This is a genomic window from Flavobacterium sp. WC2430, assembly GCF_040822075.1.
Lineage (GTDB): Bacteria > Bacteroidota > Bacteroidia > Flavobacteriales > Flavobacteriaceae > Flavobacterium.
Map to the genome: position 1 here is coordinate 2,026,884 of NZ_CP162007.1, position 12,854 is coordinate 2,039,737.

Sequence of the window (12,854 nt, forward strand, 5' to 3'; positions counted from 1 at the left end):
GTATAAGGGAAAATATAACTGCCCTAATTGATAAACCACAACAGCTACAAGATGCTGTTGTGGTTTTTTTATTGAATTTTCTTTATTCAGGGCAATACTTCTCTTAATCATTCCTTTGATTTTAAGTTAAAATTAGACTCAAAAAATATTTTTTGCTATCAAAATGATAAATTATAATTTTTTGTATAGTTATTTTAATTTTTTCGTTATTTTTGATATATAATTAAATGAATTTAATAATCGAGACGTAATTAAGATTGATCCACATTTTAAAATTAAAAAGTATGGTAGTACAATATCAAGGACAACAAAAAGGAATTCCGACAAAATTTACGGTAAGAATCAACCGAAATAATATATTGAAAAATGGGTCAAAATACCGAATGGATTTATTGGTAGGAGACAAGCAATTACCAACTTTTAAGACATTAAATCATAAAAGTTTATCTGATTGTTTAAAAGAAATGTACTTGTTCAGAAAATTCAACAATATCGAGTTTGATGCTTCTTCTGAAAATGTAGAAGATAAATTAATTCCTTCGGATTCAATATTATATAACTACCACAAGCAGACTTTGTTTATGGCTTAAACTATTTACAACTTTATAAAATCAAAGAGCCACAATAGAATTAGATTTCTATTGTGGCTTTTTACTATTCAAATATGTGGACATGAATAAAAATCTGGGAGGCTCTATTCTTTCTCTTTCTGATATAATTAATATTATCCTTCCATTTTGGCACTCAATTCAAACCATCTTTCCTCTTTGGCCTCCATTTTATTGATGAGGTTTTGTAATTCTTTAGCTTTTTTCTCAATATCAGTATCAGCTACTTTTCCTTCAGAAAATAAAAGCTCAATCTTGGCTTTTTGTTCTTCTAAATCTTTGATTTCGCGTTCTGTTTTTTGGAATTCTTTTTGCTCATTGAAAGTAAGGTTTCCTGTTGGATTGTTTTGTTTCCAGTCTTTCTTTTCTGCTTTGTTTTCTTCTTTTTGAGCTACATCAGCACTGTCTTCATACGCTCTAAAGTCAGAATAGTTTCCAGGAAAATCTTCCACAACACCATCACCTCTAAAGATGAATAAGTGATCTACAATTTTATCCATGAAATACCTATCGTGAGAAACTACTAATAAACATCCAGGGTAGTCTAACAAGAAACTTTCTAGCACATTCAAAGTCACAATGTCTAAATCATTCGTTGGCTCATCCAGAATCAGGAAGTTAGGATTCTGAATCAAAACTGTACACAAGTACAAGCGTTTCAATTCTCCACCACTTAAACGATCTACAAAATCGTATTGTTTTTTTGAGTCAAATAAGAAACGCTCTAATAATTGAGAAGCCGAAATTAATTTCCCTTTCATCAACGGAATAAATTCTCCATATTCTTTAATGACATCGATAACACGCTGTCCTGGTTTTGGGTTGATTCCACTTTGTGTATAATAACCCACTTTTATCGTTTCACCAACAATTACTTTTCCACCATCAAGCGGTAAAGTTCCTGTCAATAAATTCAAGAAAGTCGATTTTCCAGTTCCGTTTTTACCAATGATTCCAATGCGTTCTCCACGTTGAAAGTCAAAGCTAAAATTATCCATGATGACATGGTCCTTGAATTTTTTAGAAATTTTGTGAAGCTCAATAATCTTGCTTCCCATACGTTCCATGTTGATTTCTAGCTCTACTTTATTCTCACGACGGCGACTTTGTGCTTTTTCTTTGATGTCGTAAAAATCATCTTGACGTGATTTCGATTTAGTTGTTCTCGCTTTTGGTTGGCGGCGCATCCATTCCAGTTCTTTTACAAATAAATTCTGCGCTTTATCAACACTCGAATTTTCTGAAGCAATACGCTCTTCTTTTTTTTCTAAGTAATAAGAGTAATTTCCTTTGTATTGGTATAATTTTCCGTTGTCTAGTTCAATGATTTCATTACAAACACGTTCTAAGAAGAAACGATCGTGCGTTACCATAAACAACGTAATGTTTTCTTTAGCAAAATAACTTTCTAACCATTCAATCATCTCTAAATCCAAGTGATTCGTAGGTTCATCTAGAATCAATAAATCAGGACGGTTAATCAAAATAATAGCAAGTGATAATCTTTTTTTCTGTCCACCAGAAAGATTTTTTACTTTCAATTTGAAATTTTCCAACTTCAGTTTGAACAAAATTTGTTTGTACTGTGTTTCAAAATCCCATGCATTGTGTTGATCCATTCCATCAAAAGCTTTTTGATACGCTTCTTCATCTTCTGGATTTTCTAATGCTTTTTCATAGGCTTCAATCACTTTCAAAGTCTCATTATCCGATGCGAAAATACTTTCCTCAATCGTCAATTCTTCTTGCAGATTATTGTTTTGCGACAAGAATGCCATTTTGATCCCTTTTCTTAAAACTACTTGACCAGTATCCGACTCTTCTAAGCCGTTAATGATACTCATTATAGTTGTTTTTCCAGAGCCATTTTTGGCAATAAAAGCGATTTTTTGGTCTTTATTTATTCCAAACGAAATGTTGTCAAATAAGGTTCTTTCACCAAATGATTTCGAGATATTTTCTACAGAAAGGTAATTCACAAGTCTAAATTTTTTGCAAAAGTAAACTTTTAAATGTCGATTTACGAATTGTTTAACTTATTCTAAGTTTTTTGAGCTTAATTATTTTATCAGATACAAAGACAAATAAGCACTTAAGTCAAATTGATGTAATTTTGGGGGAGAATTAATAAATGGTTTTCTAGTAAAATTTTCATTGGTTAAATAATAATGCAACCCATCTGCAGTCGCAATTCCTTCAACTTGATGAAAAGGAAGTTGGAGTTTTATTTTTCGCTTATTTCCATTAAAAAAACTGGTTTTAGTGTAATTATAAAGCAGGTAAATAAAAGGGTGTAAAGTTTTGCTGTAACCACATAAAGCAATACCGTTTTGTGAAGGTAAATAGGTTGCTCCTGTGACCAATCCTTTTATTTTAAAGGTCTCTTTGTATTGTGCAATATAATTTCCGGGAGTTTTTGGTAAAGAGTAAACGCTGGTGTTTTGGTTATTCCATTCTTTGGTAAACAAATAAATACTGTCGTTTGTAACAATAAAAGCTTCACAATCAAAATTAGTAGTATTGGGTTGCAAGGGAGTGAAATTAATTTGGTCAGAGTACGAAAAAGAAATGGTATCTATCTTTTGGTCGATTGAATCAATTGATTTTTTTTCGATTCTTAGAATATGCAAGTCTTTTCGGTTTCCAGACACATTATTCCCAAAATCACCAATGTAAAAATAGCTACTGTCCTGCGAAATTTCTTCCCAGTCTTTATTGGATACGTTTTTTAGCACCACTTTTTGTTTGATATTTCCTGAAGTATCGAGCGCATAAAGTGCAGTATCGGTATCGTCATTAATAGTCCATAACAGCGAATTATTTTGGGTTAAACCCGAACTTTCATTTAAATTTTTAGGAAGAGAAGCAGAATAAACTGGCTTAATTTTCGTAGAACGATAGCGACAACTGCCGTCATTTATTGTGGCTGACGGATTGTGATTTTTAGAAAGTGGATCAGTACAACCCGAAATTTGGGCATATGTTGCCGTTATAAAAAGGCAAAAGAATAGGAGTACTGTTTTCATATTTTCAAAAGTAATCGTTTCTAAATGATTATTTTAATAATTTGGAGCGAATCATTAGGCATTATTTGCAGGCAAAGTTCCTGCTTTCACCTTTATCTTTGCTCGTTCCTCGCAAAGGATATCGGTTCTATCAGGGCTAAATTGGGAATAGTGTTTTTAATTTGAAACTTTGTGTCTTTGATTCATTAGATATATCTTTGATTCATGCAATTATCAGTAATCATCCTTAATTATAATGTCCGCTTTTTTTTAGAACTCTGTGTTTTAAGTGTGCAAACTGCGCTTACTAATATAGAGAGTGAAATTATTGTGATCGATAATAATTCGGATGACGGTAGTTGTGAGATGATGAAATCCCGGTTTCCAAGCATAAAACTCATTCAGAATCTAGGGAATGTAGGTTTTCCAAAAGGAAATAATATTGGTGTTGCTCAAGCTAGAGGAGACTACATTTGTATTCTTAATCCAGATACAGTAGTTGCGGAAGATACTTTTATAAAAGTTTTAGCTTTCGCCGAAAGGCAGAAAAATCTTGGAATCATAGGTTGTAAATTAATAGATGGTGCTGGAAATTTCTTGCCAGAATGTAAACGAGGAGTTCCAACACCTTGGGTTGCTTTTACAAAAATTGCAGGTTTGTATAAAATTTTTCCTAGATCAAGAATTTTCGGGAAATATTATGCGCAACAGGTATCGAAAAATGAAAATGGAAAAGTGGATATTTTAGTTGGTGCTTTTATGGTAATGAAAAGAGGATTCTATCAGGAGCTTGGTGGATTTGACGAAGATTGTTTTATGTATTCAGATGATATTGATTTATCTTATAGAGCTTTGAAAAAAGGTAGTTTTAATTATTATTTTCATGAAACTACCGTTATACACTATAAAGGAGAGAGTACTTTAAAAGATGAAATCTACATGAAACGATTTCAGGAAGCCATGCAGTTTTTTTATAAAAAGCATTTCAAAGTTGCCCCGCTATTTACACTTTTTATGAATATAGGTAGTTATTTTTTTTCTTTCGCAAAAAGAATACAGGGGCATTCTATAATTAAAAAAGTTCCAAAATCATATCTGGTTTATTCTTCAGATGAAGAATTGGCAAATAAACTAACTTTAATTTTGCAAAAAAAAGTGGTGTTTCATAATTTGAAAACAGAAAAAATGGTAATTTCGTCTTCTTATAGAAGCGCTAAAGCGGTCGAAATTATTCTAGATAATGAATTTATTTCTTTTAAAGATTGTATAGCGATTATTGAATCTTCTAAAAATAAGGAGCTTACCTTTAAAATATGCCCTAAAAAAGCTAATTTTTTGATAGGAAGCAATAATAGTAATGAAAGAGGTGAGATTATAAAAATCAAATGAAAAATTGCACTTAATGTAATTTATATATAAAATATTTAGTAATTTCGCAAACTGTAAAACAAAATCACCTTTTAGGTTAACAATATGGCAAGATTTGAATTAAAACTTCCTAAAATGGGAGAAAGTGTAGCAGAAGCAACCATTACAAATTGGTTGAAAGAAGTAGGTGATGCAATCGAAGCTGATGAGGCAGTGCTCGAAATTGCTACTGATAAGGTAGACAGCGAAGTGCCTAGTGAAGTTTCTGGAATTCTAGTTGAAAAATTGTTTGGAAAAGACGATTTAGTTCAAGTGGGACAAACAATCGCTATCATTGAAACGGAAGGTGGAGACGTAACTCCTGTTGTTAGTGAAGCTGAAGCTCCGGCTGAGGTGGCAGCAGTGGAAAAAACGGTGGACGCAGCTAAAGAAAGTGTTGCAACCCCTGATTATTCAGAATCTGATAAATTCTTTTCTCCATTGGTCAAGAATATTGCTAAAGAAGAAGGCGTTTCTGTAGCGGAATTAGAATTGATTGCGGGGACAGGTAAAGATGGAAGAGTTACAAAAAGTGATATTTTAGAATACGTTAAAAATAAAGGAAATCAATCAGTAGCTGCTCCAGTAAAAGTGATAGAAACTCCTGCTCCAGTTCAAACTTCTGCACCAGTTGCGCAAAAAGCAGCACCAGTTTCTTTAAGTGGTGGTGATGAAATTGTCGAGATGGACAGGATGCGTAAGTTGATTGCGGGTTATATGGTTGCTTCAGTGCAAACGTCTGCCCATGTACAATCATTCATTGAAGTTGATGTGACAAACATCGTAAAATGGAGAGAGAAAAATAAATTGGCTTTCGAAAAGAGAGAAGGTGAGAAGTTGACTTATACTCCTATATTTATGGAAGCAGTTGCAAAAGCGATAAAAGATTACCCTGGAATGAATATTTCTGTGGATGGTGATTTTATAATCAAAAAGAAAAATATTAACCTTGGTATGGCTGCTTCATTGCCAAACGGGAATTTAATTGTTCCTGTTATTAAAAATGCCGATCAGTTGAATCTGGTAGGAATGGCAAAGGCAGTAAATGATTTAGGCGGACGTGCTAAAGCAGGAAAATTAAAACCAGACGATACACAAGGAGGAACGTATACGGTGACGAATGTGGGTACTTTTGGAAGTGTTTTTGGAACGCCAATTTTGAATCAACCACAAGTAGGGATTCTAGCACTTGGTGCTATCAGAAAAATGCCGGCAGTTATTGAAACTCCAGAAGGAGATTTTATAGGTATTCGTCAAAAGATGTTTTTGTCACACAGTTACGATCATCGTGTTGTGGATGGAGCTCTTGGAGGTAGTTTTGTGAAAAGAGTTGCAGAGTATCTTGAAGCATTTGATGTAAATAGAGATGTTTAATTGGTCCAATAAATAAGAAGAAACCCGATAAATTTTATATTTATCGGGTTTTCTTTTTTAATGTTATGCCGAATTTTGAACCCAATTTTCTATATTTGTAGACATACAAAATTAAAAAATGGAACTTAAACTCAGTAAACCAATTTGCTTTTTCGATCTTGAAACTACAGGAATTGATATTGGAAAAGACAGAATTGTAGAAATATCAATATTCAAAGTTTTTCCAAATGGAAATAAAGAAAGTAAAACTTGGTTAGTGAATCCTACGATTCCTATCCCTCCACAAACAACTGCAGTTCATGGAATCACTGATGAGAAGGTGGCAAATGAACCCACATTTAACGAGTTGGCTGCTGCGGTCTATAATATGATAAAAGACAGTGATTTGGCAGGGTTTAACTCTGATCGATTTGATATTCCATTATTAGCAGAAGAAATGTTGCGAGCAGGAGTTGATTTTGATATGAAAAATCGGGTTTCGGTTGATGTTCAAACTATTTTCCATAAAAAAGAAGAACGTACTTTAAGTGCTGCTTTGAAGTTTTACTGTGGACAAGATTTAGAAAACGCGCATTCAGCAGAAGCAGATACTATGGCGACCTATGAAATTCTTAAAGCACAATTAGAACGTTATCCAGATTTAGAAAATGACATGAAATTATTGTCCGAATTTTCTACTAGAAAGAAAATAGCCGATTTTGCAGGAATGATTTCTTTTGACAAAGAAGGGAATGAAATATTTTCTTTTGGAAAACATAAAGGGATAAAAGTGGATACTATTTTAGAAAAAGAACCAGGCTATTTTAGTTGGATTCAAAATGCCGATTTCCCACTTTATACCAAAAAAGTTTTAACGGCAATCAAGCTTAGAAAATTGAATACTAAATAGGTATTAGGTTATTGGTGTTGGGTCTAAAGTATTCCCAAAACCGAGAGCCGAGAAACAAATAATAAAAAACCAAGATATGAAAATCATCTGCATTGGTAGGAATTATGTCGACCATATAGAAGAGTTGCAAAATGAGCGTCCTGCGGAACCCGTAGTTTTTATGAAACCTGATTCGGCAATTTTATTAAAACAACATCCATTTGTGATTCCTGAATTTTCGGAGGATATTCATCACGAAATCGAAATTATTGTAAAAATAAATAAGGTTGGAAAGTATATTGAGCCAAAGTTTGCTCATAAGTATTATGATGAAATTAGTGTTGGAATCGATTTTACTGCGAGGGACTTGCAACAGTCTTTAAAAGCGAAAGGATTGCCTTGGGAGAAAGCAAAAGCATTTGATGGGTCAGCTGTTATAGGTGATTTTTTACCAAAAGAGCAATTTAGTTCGTTAGAAAATATTACTTTTGAATTAACTAATAATGACAAATCAGTTCAAATAGGAGATTCTAGTTTAATGTTATGGAATATTGATGAGCTTATTTCTCATGTTTCTCAATATTTTACATTGAAAATAGGAGATATTATTTTTACAGGAACACCTGCAGGAGTTGCTGCAGTAAAGCCAGACGATGTTTTAGAGGGATTTTTAGAAGGACATAAACTATTTAGAATACAAGTAAAATAATGGCTTTAAATTACAACCTTTCAAAAGTGTACGCACTTTCAGATAACGATTCAGAATTTGTAAATGAAATTCTGACCTTGTTCGTAACCGAAGTTCCAGATGATTTATTGCAAATCAAAGAAGGAATTAAAAAGAAAGACCATAAGCATGCGTATGCTTATGCGCATAAAATAAAACCAACTCTTGATCTTTTAGGGTTGAATGTTGCTTTTGAAGAAATTCTTCAATTGGAAGCTTGGACAAAAACGGAAGGAAAAAAGAAAGATATTGAAGATACTTTTAAAAGTATTAAAACACAAGTTAATGACGCTATAAAAGAAATAAAGAAAGACTTTGATCTTTAGTTTATTAGTCTTTTTTAAGTAATATAAATCAACATTCATTTTTAATGAATGTTGATTTTATTTATACAGCAAATCCTAAATTCATATCGATAATGAAAGCAACCATAGTTACTATAGGTGATGAAATTTTAATAGGGCAAATTGTAGATACTAATTCTGCTTTTATTGCTAAATCCTTAGATAGGATAGGAGTAGAAATTAATGAAATGGTTTCTATAAGTGATGATAAAAATCATATTTTAGATACGTTTTCAACCCTCCAAAATACAGTAGATTTAGTTATTGTCACTGGAGGATTAGGGCCTACAAAAGATGATGTGACCAAAAAAACTTTTTGTGATTATTTTGAAGATGAATTAGTGGTAAATCAAGAGGTTTTAGCTCATGTTACGCAGTTAATTGAGGGCTTCTATAAACGGGAAATAACGCAAATAAATAAAGACCAAGCGCTTGTTCCTTCAAAATGTACTGTGCTTCATAATCAAGTAGGTACAGCTCCAGGAATGTGGATGAAAAAAGAAAACACTGTTTTTATTTCGCTACCTGGTGTGCCTTATGAAATGAAATACTTGGTTGAAAATGAAATTATTCCAAAAGTAGTAAAAGAATACAAACGACCTTATATAATCCATAAAACAATTCTTACCTATGGACAAGGAGAAAGTATGGTTTCGGAACGAATTGAAAACTGGGAAAATAGTCTTCCTGAATTTTTGAAGCTAGCTTATTTACCAAGTCCAGGAAGAGTGCGATTGCGTCTTTCGGCACGTGGTACAAATAAAGAATTGTTAGAGAATGTAATCGAAGAATATATCGTTTCACTAGATGCAATTATTCATGATATTATTGTTGGATTTGAAGATGAAGAAACGATAGAAGTTGTAATTGGACAGATGTTGAGGAAATATGGCAAAACAATAGCTACAGCAGAAAGTTGTACGGGTGGTTCTATTGCGGCGCTATTAGCTTCTGTTCCTGGAGCATCACATTATTTCAAAGGGAGTGTAGTTTCGTATGCAACAGAAACTAAAATTGCTGTTTTAGGTATTCCAGAAGAGCTGATACAAGAGTATTCTGTAGTGAGTAGTGAAGTGGTTTCGGCAATGGCGTTGAGTGCAAAAAGGTTGATGAAAACAGATTATGCAATAGCGACAACTGGAAACGCTGGACCAACAAAAGGAGACGGAAATGCTGAAATTGGGTCGGTTTTTATTGCATTGGCAACTCCAAGCGAAGTAATTGTTGAAGAACATAATTTTGGCCAACCACGTGAAAAAGTGATAGATAGAGCAGTGTTTAAGAGTTTAGAATTATTAAGGAAAGAAATTTTAAAAAATGTGCTGTAATTTTTTGCTTCATCCGTTTATTTTTCTTTTCTTTGCACCCTGATTTTGAATAACGATAAAAGATAAGTATAATGTCAAGAGTTTGTGACCTTACAGGTAAAAGAGCGATGGTAGGAAATAACGTTTCTCACGCTATGAATAAAACTAAGAGAAAATTTTCTGTTAACTTAGTGAAAAAGCGTTTTTATCTTCCAGAAGAAGATAGATGGATTACTCTTAGAGTAGCAGCATCTACGATAAAAACAATTAACAAAAATGGAATTGCAGCTGTTTTGAAAAAAGCACAGTCACAAGGTTTTATTAAATAATCTTTAAATTCCAATATAAAAAAATAGCAAGATGGCAAAGAAAGGTAATAGAATCCAAGTAATTTTAGAATGTACTGAGCACAAAACAACTGGTGTTGCTGGAACTTCAAGATACATTACGACTAAGAACAAAAAAAATACTCCAGATAGATTAGAGATTAAAAAATTTAATCCAGTTTTGAAAAGAGTAACTGTTCACAAAGAAATTAAATAATAATAGCATTTTGAATAGAATCTAAAATGATAGCATTATAGATTTTTTTAAAATACAAATAACATTGAATCATGGCAAAGAAAACCGTAGCATCGTTACAGACATCTTCTAAGAGATTATCAAAAGCCATCAAAATGGTGAAATCTCCAAAAACTGGCGCTTATACTTTCGTAGAAACTATTTTAGCTCCTGAAGCTGTTGATGAATTCTTGAAAAAGAAATAATTCATAAAAGCATTATATAGAAAAGCTACTTTCATTCGGAAGTAGCTTTTTTATTTTCTATCTTTACCGATTAGGAAATCGTATTAGTTCATTGTATCTAATGATTCATTTTTAATACTGTATAATACCATGAGTTTTTTTAAAAGAATATTTTCATCTGAAAAAAAAGAGACCTTAGATAAAGGACTTGAAAAATCAAAAACAACTTTTTTTAGTAAATTAAGTAAAGCAGTTGCAGGGAAATCTAAAGTAGATGATGCTGTTTTAGACAATTTGGAAGAAATACTCGTTTCTTCTGATGTGGGAGTTGATACTACCTTAAAAATAATCACACGTATTGAAAATCGTGTAGCTTCAGATAAATACCTTGGTATAGAAGAACTCAATCAAATTTTACAAGAAGAAATTGCTGCTTTATTATCAGAAACAAATACTGGTGAAGCAATTGAATTTGTTATTCCTATACAAACTAAACCATATGTTTTAATGGTAGTAGGTGTAAATGGAGTAGGAAAAACGACTACTATAGGTAAATTAGCTTACCAATTCAAAAAGCAAGGTTACAATGTTGTTCTAGGTGCTGCAGATACGTTTCGTGCCGCAGCCATTGATCAGTTGCAAATTTGGGCAGATAGAGTAGGAGTTCCTATTGTAAGACAGAATATGGGAAGTGATCCAGCTTCTGTTGCGTTTGATACGTTACAGTCGGCAGTTGCTCAAAGAGCAGATATAGTTATTATTGATACAGCGGGACGTTTGCATAATAAAGTGAACTTGATGAATGAGTTGACCAAAGTGAAACGTGTGATGCAAAAAGTGGTTGCTGATGCTCCACATGATGTTTTATTGGTTTTGGATGGTTCAACTGGTCAAAATGCTTTTGAGCAAGCCAAGCAGTTTACTGCAGCTACTGAGGTTACTTCACTAGCGATTACTAAATTAGATGGTACTGCCAAAGGCGGTGTTGTTATTGGCATCTCAGATCAATTTAAAATTCCTGTGAAATATATTGGAGTTGGTGAAGGAATTGAAGATTTGCAAGTCTTTAATAAATTTGAATTTGTAGATAGTTTTTTCAAATAAAAGAATCCCATGAATTTTTCTTCGATTAAAAAATTAAGTGCTATTTATCTTTATTTAATTAGTGTTGTTTGTTTTGTGCTAGCTAATGTTATCCGTGATTATAATATTATTTTGTATTATATTTTACTAGTATTAGGTGTTGGTTTTTTTGTTATTGGTTTTACCAAGAGGTTAAAAAAGAAATAATTTTACTGGTATAAAGCACTAATTTTTTGCCAAAGTACGTCGTCAAAATCAGATAAAGCGAGATTGACATTATCTGCAGCATCTCCCATTCTAATGACTACCATATTCTTGCTAGGGATGATGTATATCTTTTGATCATTTTTACCTAATGCCATAAACATATCGTTGGGTGCAGAAGGAATTATACTTCCGGAGAACTGTATTTGTGATTGCGGTAAATGGTAACTACTTTTTCCGTTCAACCACCATAAATAGCCGTAACCTAAATTGATGTTTTGTGAAGTGTTTGTGGTAGCATTAAAATAGGTTTCGCTCAAAACAACAGTATTATCCCATTTTCCTTTATTGGCCATTAAAAGTCCAAATCGCGCCATGCTTCTTGTTGTACTGGCATAAACGGAATTATTACCTGATTGAAACCAAGTGCCATCCATTCCTATTTTATCTCTTAATCTTGTATTGAAATAAGTGTTCCAAGTTTGATTTGATGCTTTAGCAATTACATCTTGTAGTTTTACATATACATTGTGATACGCCCAGCGGGTTCCTGCATCAGCTTTGTATGTAAGACTTGCTGGATCTACTGCGTCGCCGTTGTCAATATCTTCTATTCCAGAAGTCATGGTTAGTAAATGTTTATTAGTAATCAAGTTTTCTTTTGATATAGGCAAACTTGTCCATCCTGTCCCAATATAATCAGAAACTTTATTGTTGATATTTAAATAGCGTTCTTGTTCTGCGATTCCAGTGAGTGTTGCTGTTAATGTTTTTCCAGCACTTGCCCAATACCAATTGGTTGTGGCTGTATGTCCATTAAAATAGTTTTCCATTACAATGCGCCCATTGACTAGAATCACAAAACCTTTGGAATGTTTTAATTCTAAATAATCTAGAAGAGGCTGAACTGCATTTTGTTTCCAGTCTAAACTGGCTATTGATTTTGTTTCCCATGTTGTTCCACTAATTGGAGGGAAATAAGTAGTTTCGGTACGCGATGGAGTTGGTGAAGTATTTGTAGGCTCTGTGCTACAACTCATACACGAAAAAAGGATTAGTAAACAATAAATGGTTTTTGATATCATAGCAGGATACGTTTTTTATTAGACCAAAAATATGCAAAATAGTTTAATGAGTTTTGTGATTTTTCTTTTGTTTGAATTTTTTAAAGTTAACTTTGT

General features: G+C 32.8%; 14 protein-coding genes. 11 read left to right on the forward strand and 3 right to left on the reverse strand.

Annotated elements, in window-relative coordinates; genetic code table 11:
• Nucleotides 1-284 precede the first annotated feature (284 nt).
• Entirely contained in the window at nucleotides 285-590 is a 306-nt protein-coding gene (locus AB3G36_RS08930; RefSeq protein ID WP_367751903.1) for a hypothetical protein, read from the forward strand.
• A 134-nt stretch (nucleotides 591-724) separates the two neighbouring features.
• Here AB3G36_RS08930 and AB3G36_RS08935 read toward each other — a convergent pair whose 3' ends face one another.
• Complete coding sequence (locus AB3G36_RS08935; protein WP_367751905.1) at nucleotides 725-2,587, reverse strand: ABC-F family ATP-binding cassette domain-containing protein; 1,863 nt, start codon at nucleotides 2,585-2,587, stop codon at nucleotides 725-727.
• A gap of 81 nt (nucleotides 2,588-2,668) precedes the next feature.
• The gene (locus AB3G36_RS08940) at nucleotides 2,669-3,634 is read right to left on the reverse strand and encodes a T9SS C-terminal target domain-containing protein (RefSeq protein ID WP_367751906.1); all 966 of its coding nucleotides are present in this window, start codon (nucleotides 3,632-3,634) and stop codon (nucleotides 2,669-2,671) included.
• 204 nt (nucleotides 3,635-3,838) lie between these two features.
• Here AB3G36_RS08940 and AB3G36_RS08945 point away from each other — a divergent pair, with 204 nt between their 5' ends.
• The 10 genes from AB3G36_RS08945 to ftsY all read left to right on the forward strand — a co-directional run bounded on the left by AB3G36_RS08945 (nucleotide 3,839) and on the right by ftsY (nucleotide 11,490).
• A complete protein-coding gene (locus AB3G36_RS08945) occupies nucleotides 3,839-5,002 on the forward strand; it encodes a glycosyltransferase family 2 protein (protein WP_367751908.1) in 1,164 nt (387 codons plus the stop codon).
• 84 nt (nucleotides 5,003-5,086) lie between these two features.
• Nucleotides 5,087-6,394 (forward strand): dihydrolipoamide acetyltransferase family protein, encoded by a 1,308-nt coding sequence (locus tag AB3G36_RS08950; protein WP_367751910.1) that lies wholly within the window; start codon nucleotides 5,087-5,089, stop codon nucleotides 6,392-6,394.
• A 118-nt stretch (nucleotides 6,395-6,512) separates the two neighbouring features.
• Nucleotides 6,513-7,283, forward strand: coding sequence for an exonuclease domain-containing protein (locus AB3G36_RS08955; RefSeq protein WP_367751912.1), 771 nt, complete (start codon nucleotides 6,513-6,515; stop codon nucleotides 7,281-7,283).
• A 76-nt stretch (nucleotides 7,284-7,359) separates the two neighbouring features.
• Nucleotides 7,360-7,971 (forward strand): fumarylacetoacetate hydrolase family protein, encoded by a 612-nt coding sequence (locus AB3G36_RS08960; protein WP_367751914.1) that lies wholly within the window; start codon nucleotides 7,360-7,362, stop codon nucleotides 7,969-7,971.
• Nucleotides 7,971-8,315 (forward strand): Hpt domain-containing protein, encoded by a 345-nt coding sequence (locus AB3G36_RS08965; protein ID WP_367751916.1) that lies wholly within the window; start codon nucleotides 7,971-7,973, stop codon nucleotides 8,313-8,315. Before AB3G36_RS08960 ends, AB3G36_RS08965 begins: the two co-directional genes overlap by 1 nt.
• 92 nt (nucleotides 8,316-8,407) lie before the next feature.
• On the forward strand, nucleotides 8,408-9,661 hold the full coding sequence (locus AB3G36_RS08970) for a CinA family nicotinamide mononucleotide deamidase-related protein (protein WP_367751918.1): 1,254 nt from the start codon (nucleotides 8,408-8,410) through the stop codon (nucleotides 9,659-9,661).
• A gap of 71 nt (nucleotides 9,662-9,732) precedes the next feature.
• The gene (gene rpmB, locus AB3G36_RS08975) at nucleotides 9,733-9,969 is read left to right on the forward strand and encodes a 50S ribosomal protein L28 (protein ID WP_072941276.1); all 237 of its coding nucleotides are present in this window, start codon (nucleotides 9,733-9,735) and stop codon (nucleotides 9,967-9,969) included.
• 31 nt (nucleotides 9,970-10,000) lie between these two features.
• Nucleotides 10,001-10,183: a 50S ribosomal protein L33 gene (gene rpmG, locus AB3G36_RS08980; protein WP_108740707.1), complete on the forward strand. Its 183-nt coding sequence runs from the start codon at nucleotides 10,001-10,003 to the stop codon at nucleotides 10,181-10,183.
• 71 nt (nucleotides 10,184-10,254) lie between these two features.
• A complete protein-coding gene (locus AB3G36_RS08985) occupies nucleotides 10,255-10,407 on the forward strand; it encodes a DUF4295 domain-containing protein (protein WP_220764364.1) in 153 nt (50 codons plus the stop codon).
• Between the two features lie 129 nt (nucleotides 10,408-10,536).
• Nucleotides 10,537-11,490: a signal recognition particle-docking protein FtsY gene (gene ftsY / locus AB3G36_RS08990; protein WP_367751921.1), complete on the forward strand. Its 954-nt coding sequence runs from the start codon at nucleotides 10,537-10,539 to the stop codon at nucleotides 11,488-11,490.
• 188 nt (nucleotides 11,491-11,678) lie between these two features.
• Here the strand turns inward: ftsY and AB3G36_RS08995 are convergent, their stop codons facing one another.
• Complete coding sequence (locus AB3G36_RS08995; RefSeq protein WP_367751923.1) at nucleotides 11,679-12,713, reverse strand: serine hydrolase domain-containing protein; 1,035 nt, start codon at nucleotides 12,711-12,713, stop codon at nucleotides 11,679-11,681.
• Nucleotides 12,714-12,854 lie beyond the last annotated feature (141 nt).

What these genes read in the sequence shown, in the direction of transcription:
- AB3G36_RS08930 (WP_367751903.1), top strand. Translation starts at nt 285, where the DNA reads ATGGTAGTACAATATCAAGGACAACAAAAAGGAATTCCGACAAAATTT.
- AB3G36_RS08940 (WP_367751906.1), bottom strand. Translation starts at nt 3,634, where the DNA reads ATGAAAACAGTACTCCTATTCTTTTGCCTTTTTATAACGGCAACATAT.
- AB3G36_RS08945 (WP_367751908.1), top strand. Translation starts at nt 3,839, where the DNA reads ATGCAATTATCAGTAATCATCCTTAATTATAATGTCCGCTTTTTTTTA.
- AB3G36_RS08950 (WP_367751910.1), top strand. Translation starts at nt 5,087, where the DNA reads ATGGCAAGATTTGAATTAAAACTTCCTAAAATGGGAGAAAGTGTAGCA.
- AB3G36_RS08955 (WP_367751912.1), top strand. Translation starts at nt 6,513, where the DNA reads ATGGAACTTAAACTCAGTAAACCAATTTGCTTTTTCGATCTTGAAACT.
- AB3G36_RS08960 (WP_367751914.1), top strand. Translation starts at nt 7,360, where the DNA reads ATGAAAATCATCTGCATTGGTAGGAATTATGTCGACCATATAGAAGAG.
- AB3G36_RS08965 (WP_367751916.1), top strand. Translation starts at nt 7,971, where the DNA reads ATGGCTTTAAATTACAACCTTTCAAAAGTGTACGCACTTTCAGATAAC.
- AB3G36_RS08970 (WP_367751918.1), top strand. Translation starts at nt 8,408, where the DNA reads ATGAAAGCAACCATAGTTACTATAGGTGATGAAATTTTAATAGGGCAA.
- rpmB (WP_072941276.1), top strand. Translation starts at nt 9,733, where the DNA reads ATGTCAAGAGTTTGTGACCTTACAGGTAAAAGAGCGATGGTAGGAAAT.
- rpmG (WP_108740707.1), top strand. Translation starts at nt 10,001, where the DNA reads ATGGCAAAGAAAGGTAATAGAATCCAAGTAATTTTAGAATGTACTGAG.
- AB3G36_RS08985 (WP_220764364.1), top strand. Translation starts at nt 10,255, where the DNA reads ATGGCAAAGAAAACCGTAGCATCGTTACAGACATCTTCTAAGAGATTA.
- ftsY (WP_367751921.1), top strand. Translation starts at nt 10,537, where the DNA reads ATGAGTTTTTTTAAAAGAATATTTTCATCTGAAAAAAAAGAGACCTTA.
- AB3G36_RS08995 (WP_367751923.1), bottom strand. Translation starts at nt 12,713, where the DNA reads ATGAGTTGTAGCACAGAGCCTACAAATACTTCACCAACTCCATCGCGT.